Consider the following 24,887-nt stretch of genomic DNA (forward strand, 5'->3'; position numbering starts at 1 on the left):
CAGACAAGGCCGTAAGATACTCTGTTCCAAACGCGATAAGGTGCGCTGATAGGATGCTACCGTCAGGCGCATCGGTCGCAGGAAAATCAGAGATAAACCACGATTTAATCAAAGAACGTAGGGTATATATTGCCTCAATTATGTAAAGACATACTGGTGGCCGGAAATCGTTCTAAAAGACCTCGAACGAATGGGCGACATGAATGGCTGCAATTCATGCTATTCGTTGGCTGCTACGTACTGCTTGACTACGGCTATTTTAAGATTCCGGTCGATACCTTCATCAATGTGATCTATTACCATGGCGTGGTGGCAATTTGCGCCGATCTGGTCAATTGGCTAGCACCATTGGAGCATGTACTGGCCAAGCAAAACCATCTGCTTTCGGCCAAGGCCGATCTGGAAATCGTGCGCGGCTGCGACGGTGCCGGGGTGTTGTTTTTAGTGATCTCAGCGATTTTGGTTTTTCCGTCCGGATTGAAACGGAAACTACTTGGTCTGCTGTTGGGCATCGGCTTGATCTATGGTCTCAATTTACTGCGCATTTGCGTGTTGTATTTCGTCATCGCCTACCAACCCGGCTGGTTTCAGCTGATTCACACCTATGTGGCACCGACGTTGATGGTGGTTTTGGGCTGTTTCTATTTTGCCTGGTGGGCGTTCGATTCTACAAGTCAAAGCCATGAGCCGGCGTGAGTTGCTTTTCCTGACCCTGAAAGGCTTGCTCGCCTGGCTGGCGCTGTCCGGTTTGGTTTTGTTTTTCGGAGACTGGCTGATAACAGGCATGTTCCCATTGCTTAAGGCTGTCATGATTGGCATGGCGCCGGATTTTTCGCCCAGCTTAAAGTTGATGAAATCGGCGCAATCTCAACTGGATTACTCAATTGAGTTATCTGCCTGGGTGCTTCGGCCGATTTATCTGAATTCCAGTCATTTCATTCCACCCGGCACCGAATTGAAATCGTCAGCCCACTTGCTACATAGTTTTGTGCCGCTGGTGATCGAAGGATCGATACTATTGATTTGGCCGGTACAAGGCTGGCGGCAACGTTTACTATTGATCGGATTGGGTTTGTTGACGGCAGTTCTGGTCGTCATGGCAACTTTGCCGGCACAGCTATTAGGTAAATTGGAAATCTCCTTTCAGGACATCGCGGAGTCGGGCAGTAATCCCCGCGCGGTACCCTGGTTTGTAGACTGGATGGTTTTTTGCGAAATGGGCGGCCGCTGGTTGCTGGCGATTGCAACCGCTTGGCTGTGTATTACGTTACAGCGAATCATACTTTGAGCTTGATCAACGAACGTCCGCTTTCTATAAAATTGACCTTGCTTGATCGGATTCACAGAAAAATTTGACTGACCGCTTTGGGTCGGTTTTTGTCGGCCAAGTCGCTGCTGACACCTACTTCGAAAAATGACCAGTCCAGAATACGTCCGTTTTCCGGACGTTTGTCTTGCCAAGATGCCCTTCACGCCGAATCAGACCTTGATAGTCCAACTATCTCGTCAATGAATCAACGTCCATATTGTTTCCTTGGCGCTGAGTTTCTGGAACGGGTGTCAGTTGCAAATAATCTCGGTTTGAGCAACCGTCAGTTGTATTTATTCCTGGTCGAAAATTGCGCTGATTGCAGGTTTGCGCGTTTTCGATTGCAAACCACCACACCCGGCGCTTTTTCGAATATCGCCGTCAGGCCAGCGGCCGGCATCGGCTTGGCGAAGTGGTAACCTTGACCGAAATCGCAGCCGATTTTTTGCAACAGCGCCAGCTGCTCGCCGGTTTCTATGCCTTCCGCGACCACCAGTATCCCCAATTTATGCGCCATCGCGACGATGGCCTCGCAAACCGCCATGTCGCTGGCATTCACGGGCAAGGTTCGGACGAAGGCTTGATCGATCTTGATATAGTCGATGTCGAATTTCTTCAAATAGGTCAAGGACGAGTAGCCGGTACCGAAATCGTCCAAGGCCACCTGAATGCCGGCTGCATGAAACGCTTGCAGCTGTTCGCGCACGATATCGTTGGCGTCGAGCAAAAGGCTTTCGGTGATTTCGACGACCATCGCCGCGCCGCTGATGCCCATCCGCGCTAAATCTTCCGGCCAGCGCTTGTAATCGTAACGGGCACTGAGAAACTGAACCGGCGATTTGTTGATGCTGACTTGAAACTCGGGATCGTAAAGCCTTCGCCAGATCGCCGCTTGTTGCAACACGGTGTCGAACACCCATTCGCCGATGTCCACAATCAAGCCGGTTTCCTCGGCCAGCGGGATGAATTCGGCCGGGCTCACCATCCCCAACGCCGGATGACGCCAGCGCAACAAGGCTTCCGCCTTGACGATTTTTAGCGTCGCCATATCGACGATAGGTTGGTAGTAAACCTCGAATTGGTCTTTGCGCAAGGCCGCGTGCAATTCGCTCAATAAGCGCAAGCGTACTTGGGCGCGTTGCTGCAATTCGCTGGTGAAATAACTGAAACGGTCCCGGCCGCGCTTTTTGGCTTCGTAAAGCGCCTGATCGGCATTTTTCAACAACTCGTCGCTTTTCCTGGCATCGTCCGGATAAAACGCAATCCCGATACTGGCCGACAAATAGACGGTGTCGTCGCCCAAACGAAACGGTTCGGCCAGACCGCGCAACACGATCCGGGCAATCGCCTCGACCTCCGGTTTTTCCTTCATACCGCCAATGATCACGGTAAATTCGTCGCCGCCGATGCGGGACAGCGTCAACGCCTCGGGCAAGGCTTGCCGCAGGCGCCGCGCGGCTTCCCGCAACAAAATATCGCCCATGAAATGGCCCAGCGTGTCGTTGACGTCCTTAAACCGGTCCAAATCGATAAACAACAAGGCCATCCGCAAACCCGATTTGGCGGCCGCCGCCGACTCTTGCGCCAATTTGCTCAAAAACAGACTGCGGTTAGGCAATTCGGTCAACGGGTCCAAATGGGCTTGTTTCCAGATCACGTCGAGCGCCCGGACCCGTTCGGTGATGTCGGACAATATGACGACCTGATGCCCGGCCAGATCCGCGCTCAATGCCACCAAATTGACTAACACGATTTTTTTAGCGCCGTTTTTGCAGACGACGTCCAGTTCCATCGACGGAAACCCGTGACCGCCACTCAGAACCAACTGGGCGCGTTCTTCCCAATCGCTCCGGACCATCCGCCGGTATTCGGCATCCGGAAACGCCTTCCGCCACCAATCTTCCCATTCCAGCAACTCAGTTCGGCTGTAACCGAAGGTTTCGACGAAAGCCGGATTCAAGTAAGCAATATGGTTCCGACCGTCGTATAACAAATATGCAATCGGCGATGCGTCGATGATGGCGTGGAACTTGGCTTCGCTGGCCGCCAGGGCTTGCTTGGATTGATAAAGACGGTGGTAGGGAATTTCGACGCAATTCATGAAAACCGCGCGATAAATCATGCCGTAGGCAACGGTTTTATAGAGGTGGCCGAATAAGTTGAAGATGTCGGTCACGTCGGCATACAGCGTGAAGAAAATTTCGCTGAGCGCCATCACTATGGCCGCGCCGGCCAAGCCCTGCACGTCGTAACTCTGCGGATACAGGCCGCGCCGGTACAAACCCAAGGCCAGCGCCAGATAAACCGTTATCAAACCGTATTCGCTGATCCGCTTGAACCCGGTCAGGCCGACGCCGGGCACGAAGGTTTCCGGTACCCAATCGGCGTGGAATAGCACCACCCAAGCCGCCCCGGCCACCGCGGCGAGCACGCCGGCCAACATCCACCAACGTCCGTTGGTTCGTTGCAAGTCCCAATCCGGTAAAACGGTGACCGAGCATAAGGCCAGCGCGGCCAAGCCGCGCGCCGCCAGCCAAAAATCGATCGCCTTTTGCGGATCGCTCGGCGTCACAAAATCGGGCATGCCCTGATACGACAAGGTATGCAGCACGTCCAACAGCGCGACACCGGCAAAACAACACGCCAGCAACATCAAATTGCCGGAGCGCTCGCGCTGGTAAACGCTCCAGCCGACCGCGAACACCAGCGCCGACACGACGATGGCTAAGGTTTCCAACAGCGTATGCAGCGGCGCGTAATTGGCGATTCCCTTCCAGCCATCCGGCAACGGCGCCAACGCGACGACGATTTGCAAAGCCAATAAAATCGCCAAATAGCGCAGCATCAACAGGGTACGGCTTTTTGGGCTTCTATTCGGACAAAACATGCAATAAAACGGTTGGAGAAATAAATGGGCGCGATTTGCCGGTTTACATAAGCTTAGCCTTTAGCGCCGATTTCCCCAACCACTCTATGCTTTTAAAGTCGCCGGCCCGACATGGGTACCTCGGGCCGGCAGTCGCCGCTCAACTGGACAACGCCGGCGTAAACGCCCGGAAATCCGCATCTACCGAAACGTTTTCCCGCCGCGACTCGGCTCTGGCTCGAGCATACCGGCCAATCCCGATCGACCCCGCTAACCCGATTTGCCGACTTGAATCCGCTGATAAAAAACCACTATACTGCTTATAAAAGCAGTGAATATAAAAACAGCATGAAACCATTAACCGACCGCCAGCAAACCATCCTCGACTTCATCGAGCACCGCCTCGGCGAGGACGGCTTTCCGCCGACCATCGCCGAGATCGCCGCCGCGTTCGGCGTGCGCTCGACCAATAGCATCCGCGGCCACTTACAGGCCCTGGCGCGCAAGGGCGCGATCGAACTGGTGCCGTCGGCGTCGCGCGGCATTCGTTTGTTAAAACCTGCCGCCGAAGCCGGCCTGCCGCTGGTGGGCAGAGTCGCCGCCGGTAAACCGATACTGGCCGAGGAGCATATCGAAGACTATTGCCGGCTCGGCCCGGAGCTGTTTCGCGACCGCGCCGACTACCTGTTGCGGGTACACGGTATGAGCATGCGCGACGCCGGCATCCTCGACGGCGACCTGCTGGCGGTGCGACGGACGCCGACTGCCGACAACGGCCAAATCGTCGTCGCCCGCATCGGCGACGAAGCCACCGTCAAACGCCTGCGCCTGGACGGCAATAAAGCCTTTTTGGAGCCGGCCAACCCCGACTTCGCGGTACTGACCGTCGATCTGGAACGCGACACGCTGAGCATCGAAGGCGTGGTCGTCGGCGTGATCCGCCGCGACTTGCCATGAAGCCGGTACTGGAACAACTACTGCGCGGCCAAGACCAAATCTGGCGCGGCCTGCAAACCGACTCGGCCAACGGCATCGCCACCGGTTTTGCCGAATTGGACGCGCTGCTGCCCGGCGGCGGCTGGCCGAGCGGCGCGTTAATGCATTGGCAGCTACCCCAGGTCGGCGTCGGCGAATTGCCGTTGCTGCTGCCGGCGATGGCGGCCTTGAGCCGGCAAGGCCAGCGTATCGTCTGGTTGGCGCCGCCCTACCAAGCTTACGCACCGGGCTTGCAGCAGGCCGGCGTCGAGCTCGGGCAATTGCTGGTCGTCACCTGCCCCGAAGCCGCCGATCTGCCGTGGGCCTTGGAAGTCCTACTCCGTAGCGGCGGCTGCGGCATGGCCTTGGCCTGGCCCAAACGGCCGCTGGCCGCGCACCNTTACAATTAGCCGCCGAGGCCGGTAACGCGCTGGCGGTGCTGTTCGCGGTCGGTCACGCCGCGCAAGCCCGCCACGCCGCATTGCAACTGGCCTTGCGGCGCGAAAGCGGCGGCTTGCGACTGCGGATAGCCAAGGCGCGCGGCAGTCTGCGCCAACTGGATTTGCTGTTGGCAATCTGATGGCCGCCACCGCCCGCGCCCTAGCGCCCAGATATTTACCGCCCCGGCACAGCGAAGTCGCGCCCGCCGCCCATCGACCCAAACTCTGGGTGTGCGCCTATTTCCCCGATCTGGCCTTGACTGCCGCCGGTCTGGATTCAAGACTAGCTTGCGCGCTGCAGGAAACCGTCAAGGGCCGGCCCTCGCTGTACGCGGTTTCGCAAGCGGCCCGGCTAGCCGGCGTCGAACCCAGCATGACGCCCGCCGCCGCGCTGGCGCTCTGCCCCGGTTTGCAGATACAAAACCGCGACCCGCAATTGGAGCACATCGCGCTAGACCTTCTGGCCGACGCCGGGTTGGACTTTAGCCCGTGGGTCAGCCGCGACCTGCCGCAAGCCCTGCTGCTGGAAGTATCGAGCTGCTTGCGTTTGTTCGGCGGCGCCGAATCACTAAGCGAACAACTGCGCCAAACCCTGGCCGGCATCGGCCATCGCGCCCATCTGGCCTTGGCGCCGTCGCCGGCGGCCGCCGAAATGCTGGCACGTTTGAATCTGGAAGTCGTCGTCGCGCAACCGGCCAAACTGCGCTCCCTGCTCGGCCCGTTGCCGCTGGCGGCGGCGGGATTCGACGCCAAGCTGTCGCAACGTCTGGCGCGGACCGGCGTGCAAACCCTGGCCGACGTCTGGCGGCTGCCGCGCGATGGCTTGGCTCGGCGTTACGGCCCCGAACTGCTCGGCCGACTCGACGCACTGGCCGGCCACGACTCGCGCCTACCCAAGCAGTTCCACCGCCCGCCGCGTTTCGCCGCCGGCCGCGAACTGCCGGCCGAACTGGACAAACTCGATCACTTCTTCCCGGCGGTCGAACAACTGCTCGAGCAACTGGCCGAGTTTCTGCGCCGGCGCGACGCCGCCGTCCAGGCCGTCGAACTGCGCTTGCTACACTACCGGCGTCCGGCCACGCCGGTCGAATTAAGCTTGCGCCACGCCAGCCGCGACCCGCTGCATTGCGCCCGCTTGCTGCGGGAAAAACTGGAACGCACGCCGCTGTCGGCGCCGGTGTTGGCGATCAAATTGTTCAGCGAGGCCGTCGTGCCGTTCCAACCGCACAGCTTTAGCTTGTTCGACGACGAAAACCGCGAACAGGACTGGCAAAGCGCGCTGGAGCAACTGCAAAGCCGGCTCGGCCATCAAGCCTTGCAGTATCCGCGGGCCGTCGCCGAACATCGGCCGGAACGGGCCGGCCTGCTTGGCCTAGAACCGGCAGTCGAGCAAGCCGAACTGCCGCCGCGCCCGCTGTGGCTATTGAGCATCCCCAAGCCGCTAAATCCGGCCGAGCTGCATTTCGCGCAGGACCGCGAACGCATCGCATCCGGCTGGTGGGACGGCGCTCCAGTGCAACGCGATTACCGCATCGCCCACGACCGCACCGGCCGCAAACTGTGGGTGTTTCAAGACTTGAAGCCGAATGGCGGCTGGTATTGTCATGGCCTGTTCGGCTGATGCACCGGGCTTTGCCGAGCTGCATTGTTTGTCCAATTTCAGCTTTTTGCGCGGCGCCTCGCACCCGGAAGAATTGGTCGCCGAAGCCGCCCGCCTGGGTTACCGCGCGCTGGCATTGACCGACGAATGTTCACTGGCCGGCATCGTCCGCACCCATCTGGCGGCCAAAAAACACCGCATCGACTTGATCGTCGGCAGCGAATTGCGGCTGGACGACGGTTTGAAACTGCTGCTATTGGCGACAGACCGCATCGCTTACGGCAACTTGTCGCATCTGATCAGTCTCGCCCGCCGCCAGGCCGGCAAAGGCAGCTACCGGTTGAGCCGCAAGGATTTTGCACAACACTTTCCGGCTGGCTGTCTGGCGATCTGGCTGCCGGACTTGGCAAAGCCGCAACCATCAGACGGTTGCTGGTTGCAAAGTCTGTTCGGCACCGATCTATGGCTAGGCGCCGGACTGTTTTTATCCGGCCGCGACCGGGAATGGATCGTCGCCACCGAAAACCTGGGCCAACAACTGAATATCCCAATCGTCGCCTGCAACGACGTGCACATGCATCGCCGTTCGCGGCAATGCTTGCAGGATACCTTGACCGCGATCCGCCTTAACCGGCCATTGACCGAGCTGGGCTATGCCTTGTTTGCTAACGGCGAGCGCCATCTCAGGCCCGTGCAACGGCTGGCAGAGATTTATCCGCAAGCCTGGCTGGACGAAACCGTCAAACTCGCCGCCTGCTGCCGATTCTCGCTGGACGAACTGCGCTACGAATATCCGCGCGAACTAGTACCGGACGGCCACACGCCGGCCTCGTGGCTCAGGCATTTGACCGAAGCCGGCTTGCAACAACGTTGGCCGCACGGCGAGCCGGCCAAAGTCAGGCAACAAGTCGAGCACGAGTTGGCCTTGATTGCCGATCTGGCCTACGAGCCCTACTTTTTGACCGTCCACGACATTGTCGCCTTTGCCAAAAGCCAAAACATTCTTTGCCAAGGTCGCGGCTCGGCGGCGAATTCGGCAGTTTGCTATTGCCTGGGGATTACCGAAGTCGATCCCGGCCGGATGAATCTGCTGTTCGAACGTTTTCTATCGCGGGAACGCAACGAGCCGCCGGACATCGACGTCGATTTCGAGCACGAACGCCGCGAGGAAGTCATTCAATACATCTACCGCAAATACGGCCGCCACCGCGCCGCGCTGGCCGCGACGGTGATTACCTATCGCAGCCGCAGCGCGGTGCGCGACGTCGGCAAGGCGCTGGGTTTGAACGCCGGCCAACTGGACCGGCTGGCCGGCAACGTCGATCGCTGGGACGGCTATAAGCTGATGCCGGAAGCCTTGCGCGATTGCGGCTTCGATCCCGCCAGCCCGGTGATCCGCCAATTGAGCGCCTTGGTCGAGCAAATCCGTGGTTTTCCAAGGCATTTGTCGCAGCATGTCGGCGGCTTCGTGATCGCCCGCGACGAGCTGACCCGGCTAGTGCCGGTCGAAAATGCGGCGATGGCCGAGCGGACCGTGATTCAGTGGGAAAAAGACGATCTGGAAGCGATGGGCTTGCTGAAAGTGGACGTGCTGGCGTTGGGCATGCTCAGCGCGATCCGCAAGACTTTGCATTATTTGGCGAAATATTGCCCGCCGCCAAACCAGCATCCTCGTGCGCCAATCGAATTTAGCCACCTCAAGGAAGAAACCGAAAACCGCGCCTGGACCCTGGCCGACATTCCGGCCGAGGACCCGGCCGTGTACGCGATGCTGCAACGCGCCGACAGCATCGGCGTGTTCCAGGTCGAATCGCGGGCGCAGATGAGCATGCTGCCGCGCCTGAAACCCGCCAATTACTATGACTTGGTCATCGAAATCGCCATCGTCCGCCCCGGCCCGATCCAGGGCGAAATGGTCCATCCCTATCTGGCGCGGCGCAACGGCCAAGAAGCCATCGACTATCCCAGCCCGGAAATCAAGCAAGTGCTGGAGCGCACGCTGGGCATCCCGATTTTTCAGGAACAGGTGATGCAAATCGCGATGGTCGCCGCCGGCTTTACCCCTGGCGAGGCCGACGAATTGCGGCGAGCGATGGCGGCCTGGAAGCGCAAGGGCGGCCTGGAGCCTTTCGAGCAGAAATTGCTGGCCGGCATGCGCGAACGCGGCTACCGCGACGACTTCGCCCAGCGCATCTTTCAACAAATCAAAGGCTTCGGCGATTACGGCTTTCCGGAATCGCATTCGGCCAGCTTCGCGTTGCTGGCCTACGTGTCGGCCTGGTTGAAGTGCCATCATCCGGCGGCATTTTGCTGCGCCTTGCTGAACAGCCAGCCGATGGGCTTTTACGCGCCGGCGCAACTGGTACAGGACGCCCGCCGCCACGGCGTCGAGGTGCGGGCTGTCGATGTGCGGCATAGCGCTTGGGATTGCGCACTGGAACACGACCGCCGGCCGTTAAATACCGTTCGCCCTGAGCTTGTCGAAGGACGAAGCACATCAGGTTTCGACAAGCCTGTTATGAACACAACCAAAGAGCGCATCTCGAACGGCATACCAATAAACGATAAAGCCGGACTAATAAATCCGCCGGCGTTAAGACTGGGCTTCAATCAAGTCAAGGGCTTGTCGGCCGCCGCCGCTACGCGGATAGGCACGGCCCGCGCGGAACGCGCTTTCGAGTCGGTCGCCGACCTGGCCGAACGCGCCAAGCTAGACAAGCGCGATCTGGAAGCCCTGGCCGCCGCCGACGCGTTGAAAGCGCTGGCCGGCAATCGTCATCAAGCCTTCTGGGCGGCCGGCGGAATCGAGGCGCCCTTGCCGGTGTTCGGCGTGCCGCGCATCATCGAAGCCACGCCCTTGCTAAAAACCCCGCAGCCGGTACAGGACACGGTCGCCGATTACGCCAGCGTTGGCCTGACCTTGCGCGAGCATCCGCTAGCCCTGTTGCGCCAACGGCTGCAGGCCAAGGGTGTCATCACCGCGAAAAATCTCTGGCAACGCCGCAACGGCAGCATCGCCCAGGTCGCCGGTCTGGTGATTTGCCGGCAGCGGCCGATGACCGCCGCCGGCGTGACCTTCGTAACCCTGGAAGACGAAACCGGCCAAGTCAACTTGATCGTCTGGCCGAAAACCGCGCTGGCTCAGCGCAAACCCTTATTAAAGGCGCGCTTGCTGGGCGTGGCCGGCATCGTCCAGCAGCAGGACGGCGTGCTGCATTTGATCGCCGGCAAATTGGAAGATTGGAGCGACTGGATCAGCGAACTGGCGGCCAAATCGAGGGATTTTCACTAAACCTTCGCCGAAAGGCGGACGGCGCGGCGCCGGGCCACGAAGAGGCGTGTTAAAAACACGGAGCACCGCCGGCGAGAAATCGCCGGCGTCATTTCCGCCAGACCGATTCAGTCCGGCGGCAAAACCGCTTACGGTTTCAGCCAGCCTTGCAAGGCTTCGATCAATTCCAAGGCCTGCTTTTCGCTGGAAATATTGAATTTGGATTTTTGCTGATACTCGCCGTTGCGCTTTTGATAGCGGCGGATGCTGAAGCGGTCGGCGCTGTATTGATTCTTAGCCGGCTCCCAATCCTGATAGCGGTAGAGCACCGTCGCCCAAGCGCCTTTGCTCAATATTTTTTTATCCAGTTCCTTCACGGTTTCGACGCCGCCGTCTTCGTAACGGATGGTCAAATCTTCAACGTTTTCAGCCATAGCCTTCTCAAAAATGGTGTAAGCGGCGCGCAGTCTAGCACAGCGGCCGCGAAATACGACGCTTAGCGGCTGAAGAACTCGCCGAAGGCCCGGCTACCCTCGCCGGTGCCGATGGTATTGACCACTTTGAGCGTCTTGGCGTCGATGACCGAAACATTGTTATCAAACCAATTGGCGACGTAAACCTGGCTATCGTTGGGATGGGTGCAGATGCCCTCGGGCTTGTCGCCGACCGGGATCACCGCGACCGGCTTCAAGGTCGCGGTGTCGATCGCGGTGACTGTGCCGTCGTCCTGATTGGTCACGAACAGCAGGCTATCGTTCAAGGCCAGCGCCACCGCGTAAGGCCGGGAGCCAACCTTGATCGTCGCCAAGCGTTTTAAACTGTGGGCGTCCAACACGCTAACGTCGTCGCTCTCGACATTGGCCGAATACAAGCGTTTGCCCTTGCCGTCCACCGCGATGCCGAACGGATGCTCGCCAACCTTGGTGGTATTGCGGATCGTCAATTTGGCCAGCTCGATTTGAGAAATCGAATCGTCGATCCGGTTAGCCACGTACAGCCAACGGTTATCCGGACTGACCGTCATGCCCGACGGCGATTTGCCGACCGTGATGGTCTTGATTTTCGCGAAGGTCTTAGCGTCGAAAACCGCGACCGAGTTCTCGTACCAATCGGCCACGAACACCAGCTCGCCCTTGCGGTCGGCCGCGATGCCCAGCGAGGCGCCGCCGACCTTGACGACTTTGAGCACCTTGAGCCGCTCGCTATCCAACACCGCGAAACCGCCGCCTTCCGGCGTGCTGATGTAAATCTGCTTCAATACCGAATTCACCGCGACGCCGGCCGGCTTGCCTTCCACCTTGACGGTTTCGACGACGCTCTGCTTGTCGGTATCGATCACCGACACCGAATTGTCGAGTTGATTGGTGATGAACGCGGCCGGCGCGGCCCGGACATTCCAGGCACTCAGCATTAACGTCGCGATCAATACGGGCTTGCGGAAATGAGTCATGATGACGAGAAAGCAACAAATGGACCGAGCGAGACCCGGCCGAGGCGATAGAGACGCTAGCGCGCGTCTCTATCCTGAGAGCATGGTTTAGCGTTTCATCTCGATTTCGACCTTGCCTGCGTGGCCGGTCAATTTGCGCGAAACGTTTTCCAGACCGGTGGTCAGTACTTCGGTGACGGCTTTGTCGGCCGCTTCTTCGTTCAACTCGGCCGGCGGATTGTTGTTGACATAAGCGCGGTAGTAAGTAGCCACCCACTCGATTTCGGCCTTGCCGCCTTTATCGGCCACCGACAATTCGGCGGCATAGTTACCGACCGGCAGTACTGGCACCGGCTCGTCTTGGCCGGCGTGTTTAATGGTACCGGTCGAGCTCATGTCGATGATTTTATATTTGTAGGCCATTTTGGCGTCTTCGTAGGATTTCAACTCTTCCTTGATAGTGCCGCCGCTTTGCAGATGCAAGGTACGCACCGAACCTTTGGTGTTGTCGCCGCCTTCGACGCTCTTAATCGATGGATGCCAGGACATATCGTTGTAATTCTTAATTAAGTCCCAAACTTTCGCAGCCGGCGCATCGATGGTCAGGGTCGCGGTCAGTTTAGCTCTGACCGGGCCGTGCGCGTTGGCCAAGCCGGTAAACAACATCAGAGCCGCTGAAACGAGTAGCGAGGTTTTTTTCATAAACGGTTTCCTATGGTGGTCGCGTAAAAATAAGGCGGCGATTATAAGATAAAATCCGCCGGCTAGTCGCCGCAAACGCAAGTTTGCGGAATTTTTCCCGTCACCCGAGCCACCATGACCGCACCCAGCTTTTTCTGGCACGACTACGAAACCTTCGGCGCCGATCCGCGCCGCGACTGGCCCTGCCAGTTCGCCGGACTGCGCACCGACTACGATTTTAATATCGTCGGCGAACCGCTGATGGTCTATTGCCGACCGTCGGACGACTACCTGCCCCACCCGGAAGCTTGCTTGATCACCGGCATTACGCCGCAAGTGGCCCGCCAGCGCGGCGTGTGCGAAGCCGAATTCGCCGCGCGCATCCATGCCCAACTCGCCCAACCCGGCACTTGCGCGCTGGGTTACAACACCTTGCGTTTCGACGACGAAGTCACCCGCAATCTGCTGTACCGCAATTTTTACGACCCCTACGCCCGCGAATGGCAAAATGGCAACTCGCGCTGGGACTTGATCGACATCGCCCGCGCCGCCCGCGCGCTGCGCCCGGACGGTATTCACTGGCCGGACAATGCCGAAGGCGTCGCCAGCTTTCGCTTGGAAGAACTGACCCGCGCCAACGGCATAGGCCACGCCGACGCCCACGACGCGCTGGCCGACGTCCACGCCACGATCGCCGTCGCCAAGCTGATTAAGCAACACCAACCCAAGCTTTTCAACTACTTGTTCGAGCACCGCCTAAAAAGCCAAGCGCTCGACTTGTTGAAACTCGGCAGTTTCACGCCGCTGGTGCATATTTCCGCCCGCTACCCGGCTCGCAACCACTGTCTGGCGGTGGTCGTCGCGCTGGCCCAGCACCCGGTCAACGCCAACGAAATCATCGTTTACGATCTGTCCGCCGATCCCGGACCCTTGCTCGATCTTTCGGCCGAACAAATCCGCGAGCGCCTATTTGTTGCCAAAGACGACTTACCGGAGGGCGTCACCCGCATCCCGTTGAAAACCGTGCACGTCAACAAAGCGCCGGTGCTGGCGCCGCTGTCGGTGATCCGGCCGGCCGACGCCGAGCGATTGCAACTGGATTTGGGCTGTTGCCAGATACATCTGCAACAACTGCAAGCCGCGCCGCCGTTGGCCGACAAACTGGGCGCGGTGTTTCGCCGCGACTACGCCGACGCTCCCGACGATCCGGACTTGATGATCTACAGCGGCGGCTTCTTCAGTGCCGGCGACAAAGCCGCGATGAATCGAATCCGCCAATTGCCGCCAGCCGAACTGGCCGACTTCGATCCGGGCTTCGACGATGCCCGCTTGCCGGAAATGCTGTTTCGCTACCGGGCTCGCAATTATCCGGAAACCCTGACCGCCGAAGAGCGAGAGCTTTGGTCGGCGCATTGCCGGCGGCGCCTGCTGGAACCGGCGCCCGACCGGCCCAGCGCGCTGGAAAGTTTTAAAGCCAGCATCGCCGCCCTGTCGCCCGATACCGACAAGCAAGATCCGGCGATACTGGCGCAACTGCTGGCGTATGCCGACGAACTGGCCGCAAAATTGGCAAACCCTAAAAAATAATCGGTTTTAGCGCGCCAAACCAAGCGTAACCGGCAAATTACCGTATAATGCCGGCCATTTGAGTAAATTTCGACCGAGGAAGCATGAGCATCACATTGTCCGACCGCGTTAAAGCAGTCAAACCGTCCCCTACCCTGGCCATCACCGCCAGAGCCGCCGCCATGCGCGCCGCCGGTAAAGACATCATCGGCCTGGGCGCCGGCGAACCGGACTTCGACACGCCGGAACACATTAAAAGCGCCGGTATTAATGCGATCAACTCGGGCTTCACCAAATACACCGCCGTGGACGGCACCGCCGGCCTGAAGAAAGCCGTCATCGCCAAATTCAAGCGCGACAACGGTCTGGATTACGAGCCCAAGCAAATCCTGGTGTCCTGCGGCGGCAAGCAAAGTTTTTACAATCTGGCTCAAGCGTTGCTGAACCCCGGCGACGAAGTCATCATCCCCGCGCCTTACTGGGTATCCTATCCGGACATGGTGCTGTTGGCCGACGGCGTGCCGGTCATCGTCGAAGCCGGCCAATCGCAAGGTTTCAAGATCACGCCTGCTCAGTTGCGCGCCGCGATCACCGCCAAAACCCGCTTGCTGGTCATCAACAGCCCGTCCAACCCGACCGGCGCCGCCTACAGTCTGGACGAACTGAAAGCGCTGGGCGACGTGTTGGTCGATTTCCCGGACGTGTTAATCGCCACCGACGACATGTACGAACACATCCTGTGGAACAAGGGCGAATTCGTCAACATTCTGAACGCCCACCCCGGCTTCTACGACCGTACCATCGTGTTGAACGGCGTCTCCAAAGCCTATTCGATGACCGGCTGGCGGATCGGCTACTGCGCCGGCCCGGGCAACTTGATCGATGCAATGTGCATCATTCAATCGCAAAGCACATCCAACCCGACCTCGATCTCGCAAGTCGCCGCCGAAGCCGCGCTGAACGGCGATCAAGGCTGCATCGACGCGATGATGGTCGAGTTCAAGAAGCGCCACGACTTCGTCGTCGCCGAGTTGAACACGATAGACGGCATCGAATGCCTGGCGACCGACGGTACTTTTTATGTGTTTCCCAATGTGGACAAACTGATCGCCCGCCTGGACGGCATCAACGACGACCTGGAATTCGCGGAATACCTGATCGAAAAAGCCGGCGTCGCGCTGGTGCCCGGCTCGGCCTTCGGCTGCCCCGGCCACATCCGCATCTCGATCGCCACCAGCATGGCCAACCTGGAAAACGCGCTGGCCCGCATCAAGCAAGCGGTCTAAGCAAGCCGCGCCGGGCGGCCAACTTTACGTTGACAATTCAGCGCAATGCTTTAGAATTCGCGGCCTTCTGTCCCCACGACAGCACCGTGCCTCGGTGGCGAAATAGGTAGACGCACGAGACTTAAAATCTCGCGACCGAAAGGTCGTACCGGTTCGATTCCGGTCTGAGGCACCATTTATGCATCCAAACGGATGCAACCCAATCCAAAGACCCGCAAGTTTACTGGCTTCGCGGGTTTTTTATTGTCCGGTGCATCCAACGAAAACGAGTCCAGCGCACACTTAGAAGCGATGCCAAAATCAACGCCAGCCGATTGGCTTTAGGCCTTATCATTCAACTGCCTGACCGTCAACGCCGCGCGTTGCTCGATCAGCTGTACGATTTGTTCAACCACCGGATTTCCGACAAAGTCATGATCCGCCGATGCTTGCAAAGTGCGCGCGACAAGCGGTAGCCGTTGGCACAAACCTAGAATGCGTTTTCGGGTTTGCGCTACCGATAAGCCCGCCGCTTGGGCAAAGCGATCCCAATGTCGGGCTTGCACTTCGCTGAATTTGTATCTGCCACCCAACTGCATCGCCATTTTGGGCGTCAGGCTGGGATAAACGGCGGTTGACAATAAGTCGTAGAGCGGCGCCAGAACGGCGCCTTTGTCGGCATACAAGATAGAAAAGTTCTTGGCATGGGCGTCGTGGTTGCCGATCAAGGCATTGAAAATCACCGCATCCAGCAGACGCAACACCTGCGGCGCACTCGGTCGGGTCACGCGTCGGACCAAGTCGAAGCACTGCTCTAACCCCGGCCCACCCTCATTCTGGTATTTCAATTCGGGTACCACGCCGAGTGCCTGACAGAAATCTTCCTGATGCAGTCGCACGCGTTGGCCATTTGCAGCCAGTGTTCTGTCGTAACGCTCAACCAGCAAAAATTGGCGCTCGCCGATGCTGGCAATTTGCGACTGTGCGGTGTGAAGTTGCATTGCTCTGGCCAATGCCATGCAAAAAGATTCGTTGTTTACACTGTCTTCAACGGCAGCGATGGCCGGTTTGAGAATGTGGGTGCTGGGTGCGCCATTGCGGGGCAGACCGATTCGTTGACCATCAAACACCACCGGTAATTTATCCTGAGCGCCCGCCAGTGATAAGCGCAAACCATCCTGACCAGCCAGCATCGGCCGCTGCGGCAATTCATCCAACAAGGCCGCTACGTCAGAATCGGATAACCAGTCGGTCGCGTTTGCGGATTCAGATATGGCGGGTAATTGGTCTGGCGACAACAGCGAAACGGCACCGGCGCATTCGCCGCCAATATGATCGAGCAAGGCAAAGTCGTTTTGCTTCGAGACCTGAAACCGGCGGGCGATCAGTTGGCGTAATTTGCCTTCCGGTAACAATCCCGCAAAGAAAGGTCGCGTCTGTTGGTCGTTGAACGGCTCAACTTGCAACGGTAACGAACAGGACAACGGGACAGGGTAGGCCTGTTGCAGCCAGTCGGCGTTATAGCTAAATTTCAGTCTACCCTCAACCAGCGCCAAATCTCCCACCCGGCGTTCGAACAAATAGACGGCAAGTAAATGGCTCATGGTGTTTCGGTGGTGTTCGGCAGACCATCGAGCATGACCTCACCACCCAATGTCTCGATCACTCGCATCACCGTTTCTAGGCGTACGGTCGGCTTGCCGGCTTCGAGGTCAACAATAAAGCGAACACCCACGCCTGCCGCCAACGCCAGTTCGGACTGCGTTAATCCGAGCTGTTTGCGGGCAGAGCGTAGCGCTTGGCCAAGTTGTTGGGTGGATTGGATGTTGATCATGAGGTTTTCCCGTTCGGGAAAATATTAGGCGAAAACAACCAATATGCAAGTTTAATTTCCCGAACGGGAAATTTAATTTAGAATTTACGATAGACAAGCATTCAAGTTCCCGTTCGGGAAAAATAACCCCTTTCAGTGTCAGCTCTATTCAGCTCAGTCTGACTGTGATGGTTAGCGCTGAATGCTGATGATATAACTTAGGCTAACTGCAAGTACGAACCAAACAATAACCGACAGCAAATGACTAGCAAACAGAAAAAAACCAAAGCAACCTGGAGCGACGTTAAATCCAAATTGGCTGACGTCGATCGAGTTGGTCTGATCGGGCTGATACAAGACCTATACTCAGCCAATAAAGATAATCAAACGTTTCTGCATGCACGATTCGGGTTGGGCGAGGATATTCTCAAACCCTATAAGGACACGATTTCCCGCTGGATTTGCCCGGATGTCATGCGCAATCAACCTATTTCAGTGGCCAAAGCGAAGAAAGCGATTACCGATTACAAAAAAGCAGTCGGTCAACCTGAAGGACTGGCTGAACTGTCAATTTTCTATTGCGAAAAAGTATTTGTTTTCATGGGCTACTGCGGCACGGACGATGAAGGCTATTTTGATGCCTTAGTGCGTATGTTCGAACAAGCATTGAAATATGTCATGGCCTTGCCGGAAGCCAAACGTCCAGCTTTTATACGCAGACTCGAGCAAGTTGCAAAGCAAGGCTCGAATGTCGGCTGGGGTGTTGGCGAAGATATGGCAATATTGTTAGCCGAATATGGCATCAATGACTAGCAATGCGCTTTTAGCTGATCTCCAAGCTGAAAACGCAAGGCTGATTGCTTTACTCGAAGGGCATAACATCGAGTACCACCGGTTCCGATACAACTAAGTAAATAATGAATGGTGGCTTTGGGGTGTATGGAAATGCCACAGTCGACCCAAACCTGCCGATTAGATTTCATTTGCAGTGACAACAAAAGGCAAATAAGCTGTCGCTCAAAATATATATGCGATTTACTTATGTTATCGCTAATCTGAGCTGACCACGTCTCCCTCAGCTTTGCGTAGAAATTTATTGTAGAAATGGGTAATCACTGATGACCAATCACGAACAGCCGGATATTGAGCCTGAGGACATTGGAGACGGCAATGAAGTCAGTCACGGTAAAGGGCGACGAGCCTTAAGGAATATTCGAAGAGAATTATCTGATGATGAATTGTCATCACCCGCTGTTCAACGCATGTTGATTGATGATCTTGAGCGACTAGAAAAAGAGAAATTTGAACTGAGCGAATTTCGTGGAAAATTCTATGACGCAGACAAAAAATCGGCGATTCTCGAGGAAAAAATTAAGTCATCCACATCCCAAGAAGTAATTTTTAGCGTTTGCCTAACCGTCGGTTCAGCTTCACTTGGTTATGCGCCTTCGGTTTGGACAACGCAACCCACTGGATATATATCCATAGCTTTTGGAATTATTCTTATAATTGGAGGAATCGCTTCAAAGGTGGTTAAGCGATGAATATTGATATCCAGTCTGTTGCAGACAAAGGGAACTTAGATAAAGAGCGATTGATTTTAAAAGTAACAGCAGATACTGATACAGGTGATTACTTAGTTATTCAGACCGGGTTTAGCAACGGCGAAGTTACTATCGGGACTTATAATACGTTCTGGTTTCCATATAAAGCTGTTTCTGCAGGTGATCTTGTCGTTCTCTATACAAAGTCGGGAAGGGAGAATATTAAAGAGTTAAAAGGCTCTAAAAAAGCCCATTTTTTTTACTGGGGCTTGTCATCTACGCTCTGGGGTAAAAATGATCGGGCTCCCGTTTTACTTCATGCGCCCGAATGGGTTAGTAAGGCACCAGACGAAATCTAGCAATTTTCTAAATGAAAAGTATCTATTTTTTTGGCGTTAGACAGGAATTATGAGGCTCATTCTTATTGGCGCTCTAATTGGGGCTTTATTCGGTTTTATCGTAGGTGTATACCGCAAGAAAATAGTATGCATCATAAAATTGGCAATTGATATTTGGCCTTTGTTGTTGATTTTTTATGGAATTCTATATTTACTTATTTTCCACACATCTGATGCCATCAGTATTTTTCTATTTATTGTTTCTGTAACTTTTCTTGTTTTTTTGGGAGGTGTCCTTGAGAAACGAACCATATTTAACAGGGAAGAAGCTAATTGCCTTATATTAGGGACTGCTATAAATTTATTCTTCATAAGCCTGCTTGTGGTGCAGATAAATGAAATGAGCGCCACATACGAAAGGATGTGGGCTATGGTATCAATCTTTGGAATATCAGCAATACAGTTTTTCGCTTTTCGTCGTGGTATCAGACGAAGTAAAGAAAGTTCTTAGCAAAGTTGTTATTTTGTCGATGTTGAACGACAGCCCAAATTAGCGACCATACTATTCAAATCCTGAGTGTCGCAAATATGGCCCATCCGATGTGTTCAAAATTTGGCTGGGTTTGTATCGGATTTAGTGCCGGTTTTGTAGTCGGAACCATTGGCGGTGGCAAAGCCAAATATGTGTTGGGGCTGACGGCAACGCCTGTGCGGCCGCGATGGACAACAACCCATTATTTTCATGCAGTACGGACCAATCCGCTACACAGCAGCAAAACCAGATAATGCACCGAGTGACCTGGAAGTTATCCCGCAAGTGATTTACAAGGCAATCGAGCTACCTCAGGAGTCCGCCATTCAGGATGTATTCCGTCATATTGCCAATGATTTGGATCGAACGGCGGCGATTGCTCGGGAGATTATTACAGCATTTGATCAGGGGCGAAGAGTATTGGTCTTAACTGAGCGCACCGAACATCTGGATGCTATTTTGTTGGCATTGGACAGCAAGTTACCGCCACCTTTTGTGCTTCACGGCCGAATGTCGAAAAAGCAACGGGCTACTTTGATCACAGAACTTGAAGGACTGCCACCAGATGCGCCTCGAGTTTTATTAGCCACGGGAAAATTGGTGGGTGAAGGTTTTGATCACCCACCACTGGATACCTTGGTTCTGGCCATGCCGATATCGTGGAAAGGTACTCTGCAGCAATATGCTGGCCGTTTACACCGTGAACACGCCACCAAAACCGATGTTCGAATCATCGACTTTGTCGACACCGGTCACCCGGCTTTACTGCGTATGTGGGACAAACGCCAACGCGGATATCGGGCAATGGGCTACCGAATGGCTGCCCCAAGCTGATCAACAAGCATTCGAATTCGATTGGTCATTTGAGAATTGAACCCGTAGCATTTTCGAAAGTTGATAAAAAGTTTACTACTTTGATGGAGACGGTAAAACCGAGGCAAAGAGCAAAACCTAAAATCGTGTACTCGATCGTGTACTTCCGATTTTTATCAAATAATTTACGTTTTATTTCATATGATTAGCTATATTTCTAGTCCGGTCTGAGCACCATTTATGCATCCAAACAGATGCAACCCAATTCAAAAACCCGCAAGTTTACTGGCTTCGCGGGTTTTTTATTGTTCGGCGCCATCCAACGAAAATTAGCCAAGTACACACTGTGGCCAGGAAGCCTTGGAACGGATCTGAAAATTGTGCAGATTATTCATTGAGGTGTCTTTCCTAGATCATTATCGGGGTGTCGATGTAGAAATCCGTTTCCATCACGCAACATGGAGCCGCAAAATCTATCCAGGTATAGACACCACCCCAAACTTGTCAACGAGGCGTCGCCAGCGGATAATCCGGCTTACTTTTTGTCTTACTCGAAGGAGTATGCCAGTGTCTACCGCCACGATTACCCTATCCAGCAAGGGCCAGGTTGTCATCCCCAAGGAAATTCGCGACGAACTGCATTGGGAAGCCGGCACGGAACTAACCCTGGTTTCCAATGCGTCCGGCGTTACGCTGAAAGCGGCGCCGAAGAAAACCGGCCGCAATTTGTCTGACTTGATCGGCATGCTCAAGCATGACGGTCCGGCGCTTTCCACTGAAGCCTTATGCCAGCCGGTAGACCTCAACGAAGAAGACCGTTCGGATGCCTCATGATCGCCTTTGACACCAACCTGCTGGTGCGGGCGCTGGTGGACGATCATCCGGAACAGGTCGCCGTGGTTCGGCAACTGATTACCAGCGATAGTATTTTTATCTCGCGCACCGTTCTACTGGAAACCGAATGGGTTCTGCGCGCCCGCTACAAGAAAACCCGCGACCAACTCAGCGCATTTTTCTCGGCATTGCTGGAAGTAGACAACACGGTGGTCGAGGATGCCGAAGCCGTCAGTCATGCGCTGGAATGGTACGCACAAGGCGCCGATTTTGCCGATGCCCTGCATCTGGCTGCCTGCGGTAAAGCGGTGATGCATACCTTCGACCGCGATTTTTGCAAGTCCGCGCGCGACGCCGATATCACGCCGGAAGTGCGGGTTTTACCGATTTGAAGCGCTGACATACGTCCGACGGCAATACCCTTTCAATAAACCGGGCAGATACGACTCGTCAGTCCAATAAGAACATCACCAAAACAACATGGCCCAATACGGCGCAATGCCCGTTAGTTATTGCGGCTTATGGCCTTGCTTGGAACACCCAGCATCCCCGCACCGCACATCGTTAAGGTTCTCCGCCATACTTCTCCGACCTTGGTCTACAATTCGCCCGGTCTAACGAAACGGCTTGAGCGATGAACGACGAAAAACAGCTTTCCACCACCCAACTCGCCAAATTGCGCGGCATCGCCCAGGAACAGATGTTCGGGCAACTGACGGCTTTGGGATTGATCGAAAAAAAGACGACAAATGGCAACTGACCAACGCCGGAAGTGTCGCCGGTGGCGTCTATCTTAACGGCAAATACGGCCAATACGTCGCCTGGCCGGAAGATTTGGCCATCGAAGCGCCGCCAGCCAAACCCGACGCACCGAAACTGTTGACCGCCACCGTGCTGGGGCAACAGTTCGAACTCCCCGCCAGCAAAATGAATTACATCTTGTCGGAACTCGGCTGGATCAAAAAGGGCTTGAAAGGCTGGCTGGTCACCGAACAAGGATTGGCGATGGACGCCGAGCAAGGCGAAGACAGCCGCTCCGGCATCCCCTACGTGCTGATAAGTATTTATTAAATTCTAGGATCATTTACTTCTAAATCATAACAACTTTAAGGAAAAACATGCCAAGAGAAGCCAGCATAGAATTAAGCGTTTTGAATATTGCCTTGCATGATCCACATCATTCCGAAAGGTATGCGTCACTATTTAATGAAATTTACAGAAAAAAAGTAAAAGCGCATGCTCACGGGGATCGATCAGCCATACTCGGCAGACTTTATCAGTTACCGGAAAGCGATGAAGTATGTTACTACGGAGAAGTATTTAAATTTATCGAGTTAGATACCAATGAGCCTTGGTTGAACTTAAATAGCAATAAAGAAGCTGAAAAAAATGATTTGGATGAAATAATTATTCCTGAACACTTAAAACCTCACTTAAAACGATTTCCATTTATTTTCTTTCCACACGACCATCGCTTATATATATCTATCAGAACCGATGAGTCATCGATTGGCGTTAACGTTGCAAAAAAAATATTTGAAAATTTTTTTTGCAATATAGACATTGAGCTCGAATATGGAGTTGTAGAGGTTACGATAGAACCAGACCGTAACAAAGTTGAAGAAATATTTAAATTACACCGGCTGGACAAGCTAGATATTGAGTTGGTAAGGCCAAATCCAGACGATCATGAAGAAGATGAAAAGAGATTGTTAGAGAGACTAAGGACGCAAAATGCAAAAAAGATGCATGTATCTTTAGTTGCAACCAAGCACTCCACTATTGAACCAGACAAGGAAACGAAAATACTGGTTAACGTCGCTGCATCCAACGGATATGTTGAGGCTAAAGGCCGAGATGTTCACGAAAAGCCCGTAATTTTGGCCACAAAAGAGTCTCCCTTAAAAATAAGGGTACCATACAGTAAAGAAACTCAAACTGCTTACAGCGCTTTGAAGGATAAAGCCGAAGAATTGCATGGCGATAAATTTTGGAAAAGAAAATATTGAGAACTTATCTCTATGTTAGAATGAAAAACATACAATTCACTTTTGTATAATCATGTATTCTGGCACGTTTAATATTTTTAAGCGGTATTGGGCTTCATATGGCGGCTTTTCATTGCTAATAAAGTCGCCCTATTTACATCTTGCTCTATTGCTGCTGATCTTAACCAATCATTTTTGGATAAATGAAAAATGGTGGGAGCAAAGCATATCTGTGCTTCCAAACCTGCTTGGCTTCTCCCTTGGTGGATTTGCGATGTTTTTAGGTTTTGGCGATGAAAAATTTAGAGCTGTCCTTGCTGAAAAAGATGAGGATGGGAATGTGACGCCATATATGAGCTTATGCGCTTCATTTGTCCATTTCATTATTGTTCAGTTTATTGCGTTGTTGTCCGCTATCGTAGCGAAGTCTTTTGACTTCCATGCCGATCTTCCGCCGTATTTTTTTTGGATCATTTGTTTTGGCAATGGTGTTGGCTACTTAACGTTTCTGTATTCGATAACAGCCATGCTAGCAGCAACCATGGCTGTGTTCAGAACCTGTTCTTGGTATGAATTTCATCAAGAAAATAAATCTGATAAATAATTTGAAACATCGATCTCCATCAACCCCGCCAAGCCTTGATAGTTGGCGGCACTGGAATAACGCCAATGCTGCGGTAAGTTGACATAACCCCGTTTGACCGGGTTAGCGTGGATGTAGTCCAGCTTCTGCCGCATCATCGCTTCGTTCAAAATCATTTCGGCATGTACGCCCTCTTGCCAGAATTGGTATTCGCGATCCCGTTTATGTGCGACTTTGGCAAAATGCAGGCGTTGCAGCAGGCGCTCGGCGTGTTGCCGCTGGAGGTGGTCGATGATCCGGCGGGCGGTATAAGCTTTGAAGCCGGCAACGCATTTGTCGAGTTCCGGGGCTTGGGCGATAAAGTGCAGATGGTTTTCCAAAACCACGCAGCCGCAGCTCGTGGCGTGCGGTGAGGTAACGAACCGCACGGAACATGTAAATCAATTCGTAGTCGGCGAAGCTTGATAAGCCACACCAAACCGCTCGGCAAGTTTCGCCAACCGCTTGTCCAACGTCCACAGCTTGGCGCCGGGCGTGATCAAAACCGAGGCTAGCAACTGCAAATCGATTAGCCCGCAACCCAAGCCATATAGTGCTTCACGTTCGATAAAGTCTTCCACTTCCTGCAAACCGGCTTGATTGCAATACCTTAGCTGACGCAGGTTGTTCAGGGTTTGGGTTCTCGGCGCGGGCGGCGTACCGCAAGCCAATTCGGCAACGATCAGCGGGTGAGTCAACGCCGAATCGGAAACGAGCAAACGCACCAGGTCTTCGTTGCGATTTTTGAAATGGTCAACCCAAACCGAGGTATCGACCAATATCATGCAGACGGTTCGGTTTGTCGGCGATCTCGGGGGATGTCGGCCATCTCCGGCATGGTTCCACCTAACGCCGCCAAGCGCTTGGCGGCCTGAATCCGCACGAAGGTTTTCATCGCTTCCCGGAAGATTTCGGCCTTGTCCATGTCCGGATCGGCCATTTCCAGGGCTTTTTGATACAAGGTGTCGTCAATGGTTACGGTGGTTCTCATGGTGTTTTCT

27 protein-coding genes and 1 tRNA gene are annotated in these 24,887 nt (G+C 54.7%); 19 read left to right on the forward strand and 9 right to left on the reverse strand.

Annotation, left to right across the window (positions count from 1 at the left end; translation table 11 throughout):
• Positions 1-216 precede the first annotated feature (216 nt).
• Positions 217-696: an exosortase family protein XrtM gene (gene xrtM, locus BJL95_RS21180; RefSeq protein ID WP_071160632.1), complete on the forward strand. Its 480-nt coding sequence runs from the start codon at positions 217-219 to the stop codon at positions 694-696.
• Entirely contained in the window at positions 683-1,288 is a 606-nt protein-coding gene (locus BJL95_RS21185; protein WP_071160633.1) for a hypothetical protein, read from the forward strand. The genes xrtM and BJL95_RS21185 overlap by 14 nt, the downstream gene beginning before the upstream one ends.
• A 304-nt stretch (positions 1,289-1,592) precedes the next feature.
• Here the strand turns inward: BJL95_RS21185 and BJL95_RS21190 are convergent, their stop codons facing one another.
• Positions 1,593-4,196 (reverse strand): EAL domain-containing protein, encoded by a 2,604-nt coding sequence (locus BJL95_RS21190; RefSeq protein ID WP_083386198.1) that lies wholly within the window; start codon positions 4,194-4,196, stop codon positions 1,593-1,595.
• Between the two features lie 327 nt (positions 4,197-4,523).
• Between BJL95_RS21190 and lexA the strand changes: the two genes are divergently transcribed.
• From lexA to BJL95_RS21210, 4 genes are all read left to right on the forward strand, one after another.
• Positions 4,524-5,132, forward strand: coding sequence for a transcriptional repressor LexA (gene lexA, locus BJL95_RS21195; RefSeq protein WP_071160710.1), 609 nt, complete (start codon positions 4,524-4,526; stop codon positions 5,130-5,132).
• A gap of 454 nt (positions 5,133-5,586) precedes the next feature.
• A complete protein-coding gene (locus BJL95_RS25835; RefSeq protein ID WP_254786868.1) occupies positions 5,587-5,730 on the forward strand; it encodes a hypothetical protein in 144 nt (47 codons plus the stop codon).
• Entirely contained in the window at positions 5,730-7,211 is a 1,482-nt protein-coding gene (locus tag BJL95_RS21205) for a DNA polymerase Y family protein (RefSeq protein WP_071160635.1), read from the forward strand. The genes BJL95_RS25835 and BJL95_RS21205 overlap by 1 nt, the downstream gene beginning before the upstream one ends.
• The gene (locus tag BJL95_RS21210) at positions 7,195-10,482 is read left to right on the forward strand and encodes an error-prone DNA polymerase (protein WP_071160636.1); all 3,288 of its coding nucleotides are present in this window, start codon (positions 7,195-7,197) and stop codon (positions 10,480-10,482) included. The genes BJL95_RS21205 and BJL95_RS21210 overlap by 17 nt, the downstream gene beginning before the upstream one ends.
• 128 nt (positions 10,483-10,610) lie before the next feature.
• Here the strand turns inward: BJL95_RS21210 and BJL95_RS21215 are convergent, their stop codons facing one another.
• From BJL95_RS21215 to BJL95_RS21225, 3 genes are all read right to left on the reverse strand, one after another.
• A complete protein-coding gene (locus BJL95_RS21215) occupies positions 10,611-10,895 on the reverse strand; it encodes a hypothetical protein (RefSeq protein ID WP_064029855.1) in 285 nt (94 codons plus the stop codon).
• Positions 10,896-10,957: 62 nt separating this feature from the next.
• A complete protein-coding gene (locus tag BJL95_RS21220) occupies positions 10,958-11,911 on the reverse strand; it encodes a YncE family protein (protein ID WP_071160637.1) in 954 nt (317 codons plus the stop codon).
• Between the two features lie 87 nt (positions 11,912-11,998).
• Complete coding sequence (locus BJL95_RS21225; RefSeq protein ID WP_064029859.1) at positions 11,999-12,592, reverse strand: SRPBCC family protein; 594 nt, start codon at positions 12,590-12,592, stop codon at positions 11,999-12,001.
• A 114-nt stretch (positions 12,593-12,706) separates the two neighbouring features.
• Here BJL95_RS21225 and sbcB point away from each other — a divergent pair, with 114 nt between their 5' ends.
• The 3 genes from sbcB to BJL95_RS21240 all read left to right on the forward strand — a co-directional run bounded on the left by sbcB (position 12,707) and on the right by BJL95_RS21240 (position 15,598).
• A complete protein-coding gene (gene sbcB, locus BJL95_RS21230) occupies positions 12,707-14,158 on the forward strand; it encodes an exodeoxyribonuclease I (RefSeq protein ID WP_071160638.1) in 1,452 nt (483 codons plus the stop codon).
• An 83-nt stretch (positions 14,159-14,241) separates the two neighbouring features.
• Complete coding sequence (locus BJL95_RS21235; RefSeq protein WP_071160639.1) at positions 14,242-15,423, forward strand: pyridoxal phosphate-dependent aminotransferase; 1,182 nt, start codon at positions 14,242-14,244, stop codon at positions 15,421-15,423.
• Between the two features lie 88 nt (positions 15,424-15,511).
• A tRNA-Leu gene (locus BJL95_RS21240) sits at positions 15,512-15,598 on the forward strand.
• A 145-nt stretch (positions 15,599-15,743) separates the two neighbouring features.
• Here BJL95_RS21240 and BJL95_RS21245 read toward each other — a convergent pair.
• Together BJL95_RS21245 and BJL95_RS21250 are read right to left on the reverse strand one after the other, a co-directional pair.
• Positions 15,744-17,006, reverse strand: a complete 1,263-nt coding sequence (locus BJL95_RS21245; RefSeq protein WP_071160640.1) for a type II toxin-antitoxin system HipA family toxin — start codon at positions 17,004-17,006, stop codon at positions 15,744-15,746.
• Positions 17,003-17,236 carry a helix-turn-helix transcriptional regulator gene (locus BJL95_RS21250; protein ID WP_071160641.1) on the reverse strand — a complete coding sequence of 78 codons (234 nt, stop codon included), beginning with the start codon at positions 17,234-17,236 and terminating at the stop codon, positions 17,003-17,005. Before BJL95_RS21250 ends, BJL95_RS21245 begins: the two co-directional genes overlap by 4 nt.
• A gap of 240 nt (positions 17,237-17,476) precedes the next feature.
• Here BJL95_RS21250 and BJL95_RS25335 point away from each other — a divergent pair, with 240 nt between their 5' ends.
• The 10 genes from BJL95_RS25335 to BJL95_RS21300 all read left to right on the forward strand — a co-directional run bounded on the left by BJL95_RS25335 (position 17,477) and on the right by BJL95_RS21300 (position 23,868).
• Positions 17,477-18,028 (forward strand): hypothetical protein, encoded by a 552-nt coding sequence (locus BJL95_RS25335; RefSeq protein WP_071160642.1) that lies wholly within the window; start codon positions 17,477-17,479, stop codon positions 18,026-18,028.
• Positions 18,029-18,333: 305 nt separating this feature from the next.
• Positions 18,334-18,759: a hypothetical protein gene (locus tag BJL95_RS21260; RefSeq protein WP_071160643.1), complete on the forward strand. Its 426-nt coding sequence runs from the start codon at positions 18,334-18,336 to the stop codon at positions 18,757-18,759.
• On the forward strand, positions 18,756-19,118 hold the full coding sequence (locus BJL95_RS21265) for a hypothetical protein (RefSeq protein WP_071160644.1): 363 nt from the start codon (positions 18,756-18,758) through the stop codon (positions 19,116-19,118). Before BJL95_RS21260 ends, BJL95_RS21265 begins: the two co-directional genes overlap by 4 nt.
• 49 nt (positions 19,119-19,167) lie before the next feature.
• Positions 19,168-19,608: a hypothetical protein gene (locus tag BJL95_RS21270; protein ID WP_071160645.1), complete on the forward strand. Its 441-nt coding sequence runs from the start codon at positions 19,168-19,170 to the stop codon at positions 19,606-19,608.
• 231 nt (positions 19,609-19,839) lie between these two features.
• Positions 19,840-20,463 (forward strand): DEAD/DEAH box helicase, encoded by a 624-nt coding sequence (locus BJL95_RS21275; RefSeq protein ID WP_071160646.1) that lies wholly within the window; start codon positions 19,840-19,842, stop codon positions 20,461-20,463.
• 546 nt (positions 20,464-21,009) lie between these two features.
• Positions 21,010-21,276 (forward strand): AbrB/MazE/SpoVT family DNA-binding domain-containing protein, encoded by a 267-nt coding sequence (locus BJL95_RS21280; protein ID WP_139306372.1) that lies wholly within the window; start codon positions 21,010-21,012, stop codon positions 21,274-21,276.
• Positions 21,273-21,668, forward strand: a complete 396-nt coding sequence (locus tag BJL95_RS21285) for a type II toxin-antitoxin system VapC family toxin (protein ID WP_071160648.1) — start codon at positions 21,273-21,275, stop codon at positions 21,666-21,668. Before BJL95_RS21280 ends, BJL95_RS21285 begins: the two co-directional genes overlap by 4 nt.
• Before the next feature lie 235 nt (positions 21,669-21,903).
• Positions 21,904-22,347 carry a hypothetical protein gene (locus BJL95_RS24290; RefSeq protein WP_254786871.1) on the forward strand — a complete coding sequence of 148 codons (444 nt, stop codon included), beginning with the start codon at positions 21,904-21,906 and terminating at the stop codon, positions 22,345-22,347.
• Positions 22,348-22,394: 47 nt separating this feature from the next.
• Complete coding sequence (locus BJL95_RS21295) at positions 22,395-23,285, forward strand: DUF4747 family protein (RefSeq protein WP_071160650.1); 891 nt, start codon at positions 22,395-22,397, stop codon at positions 23,283-23,285.
• Between the two features lie 52 nt (positions 23,286-23,337).
• Complete coding sequence (locus BJL95_RS21300; RefSeq protein WP_071160651.1) at positions 23,338-23,868, forward strand: hypothetical protein; 531 nt, start codon at positions 23,338-23,340, stop codon at positions 23,866-23,868.
• On the opposite strand, the gene BJL95_RS21305 is transcribed toward BJL95_RS21300, so the two are convergent.
• Genes BJL95_RS21305 through BJL95_RS21315 form a run of 3 tightly spaced genes read right to left on the reverse strand, consistent with a single transcriptional unit; the run spans position 23,844 to position 24,877 of the window.
• Positions 23,844-24,233, reverse strand: coding sequence for a transposase (locus BJL95_RS21305; protein WP_254786872.1), 390 nt, complete (start codon positions 24,231-24,233; stop codon positions 23,844-23,846). The genes BJL95_RS21300 and BJL95_RS21305 overlap by 25 nt on opposite strands.
• A 54-nt stretch (positions 24,234-24,287) precedes the next feature.
• Entirely contained in the window at positions 24,288-24,671 is a 384-nt protein-coding gene (locus BJL95_RS21310) for a type II toxin-antitoxin system VapC family toxin (RefSeq protein ID WP_071160652.1), read from the reverse strand.
• Positions 24,668-24,877, reverse strand: a complete 210-nt coding sequence (locus BJL95_RS21315; protein WP_064021136.1) for a type II toxin-antitoxin system VapB family antitoxin — start codon at positions 24,875-24,877, stop codon at positions 24,668-24,670. The genes BJL95_RS21310 and BJL95_RS21315 overlap by 4 nt, the downstream gene beginning before the upstream one ends.
• Positions 24,878-24,887: the final 10 nt, after the last annotated feature.

Origin of the sequence: Methylomonas sp. LWB, assembly GCF_001856095.1 — a bacterium.
Classification (GTDB): Bacteria; Pseudomonadota; Gammaproteobacteria; order Methylococcales; family Methylomonadaceae; genus Methylomonas; species Methylomonas koyamae_A.

What these genes read in the sequence shown, in the direction of transcription:
- xrtM (WP_071160632.1), top strand. Translation starts at nt 217, where the DNA reads ATGCTATTCGTTGGCTGCTACGTACTGCTTGACTACGGCTATTTTAAG.
- BJL95_RS21185 (WP_071160633.1), top strand. Translation starts at nt 683, where the DNA reads ATGAGCCGGCGTGAGTTGCTTTTCCTGACCCTGAAAGGCTTGCTCGCC.
- BJL95_RS21190 (WP_083386198.1), bottom strand. Translation starts at nt 4,196, where the DNA reads ATGTTTTGTCCGAATAGAAGCCCAAAAAGCCGTACCCTGTTGATGCTG.
- lexA (WP_071160710.1), top strand. Translation starts at nt 4,524, where the DNA reads ATGAAACCATTAACCGACCGCCAGCAAACCATCCTCGACTTCATCGAG.
- BJL95_RS21205 (WP_071160635.1), top strand. Translation starts at nt 5,730, where the DNA reads ATGGCCGCCACCGCCCGCGCCCTAGCGCCCAGATATTTACCGCCCCGG.
- BJL95_RS21210 (WP_071160636.1), top strand. Translation starts at nt 7,195, where the DNA reads ATGGCCTGTTCGGCTGATGCACCGGGCTTTGCCGAGCTGCATTGTTTG.
- BJL95_RS21215 (WP_064029855.1), bottom strand. Translation starts at nt 10,895, where the DNA reads ATGGCTGAAAACGTTGAAGATTTGACCATCCGTTACGAAGACGGCGGC.
- BJL95_RS21220 (WP_071160637.1), bottom strand. Translation starts at nt 11,911, where the DNA reads ATGACTCATTTCCGCAAGCCCGTATTGATCGCGACGTTAATGCTGAGT.
- BJL95_RS21225 (WP_064029859.1), bottom strand. Translation starts at nt 12,592, where the DNA reads ATGAAAAAAACCTCGCTACTCGTTTCAGCGGCTCTGATGTTGTTTACC.
- sbcB (WP_071160638.1), top strand. Translation starts at nt 12,707, where the DNA reads ATGACCGCACCCAGCTTTTTCTGGCACGACTACGAAACCTTCGGCGCC.
- BJL95_RS21235 (WP_071160639.1), top strand. Translation starts at nt 14,242, where the DNA reads ATGAGCATCACATTGTCCGACCGCGTTAAAGCAGTCAAACCGTCCCCT.
- BJL95_RS21245 (WP_071160640.1), bottom strand. Translation starts at nt 17,006, where the DNA reads ATGAGCCATTTACTTGCCGTCTATTTGTTCGAACGCCGGGTGGGAGAT.
- BJL95_RS21250 (WP_071160641.1), bottom strand. Translation starts at nt 17,236, where the DNA reads ATGATCAACATCCAATCCACCCAACAACTTGGCCAAGCGCTACGCTCT.
- BJL95_RS25335 (WP_071160642.1), top strand. Translation starts at nt 17,477, where the DNA reads ATGACTAGCAAACAGAAAAAAACCAAAGCAACCTGGAGCGACGTTAAA.
- BJL95_RS21260 (WP_071160643.1), top strand. Translation starts at nt 18,334, where the DNA reads ATGACCAATCACGAACAGCCGGATATTGAGCCTGAGGACATTGGAGAC.
- BJL95_RS21265 (WP_071160644.1), top strand. Translation starts at nt 18,756, where the DNA reads ATGAATATTGATATCCAGTCTGTTGCAGACAAAGGGAACTTAGATAAA.
- BJL95_RS21270 (WP_071160645.1), top strand. Translation starts at nt 19,168, where the DNA reads ATGAGGCTCATTCTTATTGGCGCTCTAATTGGGGCTTTATTCGGTTTT.
- BJL95_RS21275 (WP_071160646.1), top strand. Translation starts at nt 19,840, where the DNA reads ATGCAGTACGGACCAATCCGCTACACAGCAGCAAAACCAGATAATGCA.
- BJL95_RS21285 (WP_071160648.1), top strand. Translation starts at nt 21,273, where the DNA reads ATGATCGCCTTTGACACCAACCTGCTGGTGCGGGCGCTGGTGGACGAT.
- BJL95_RS21295 (WP_071160650.1), top strand. Translation starts at nt 22,395, where the DNA reads ATGCCAAGAGAAGCCAGCATAGAATTAAGCGTTTTGAATATTGCCTTG.
- BJL95_RS21300 (WP_071160651.1), top strand. Translation starts at nt 23,338, where the DNA reads ATGTATTCTGGCACGTTTAATATTTTTAAGCGGTATTGGGCTTCATAT.
- BJL95_RS21310 (WP_071160652.1), bottom strand. Translation starts at nt 24,671, where the DNA reads ATGATATTGGTCGATACCTCGGTTTGGGTTGACCATTTCAAAAATCGC.
- BJL95_RS21315 (WP_064021136.1), bottom strand. Translation starts at nt 24,877, where the DNA reads ATGAGAACCACCGTAACCATTGACGACACCTTGTATCAAAAAGCCCTG.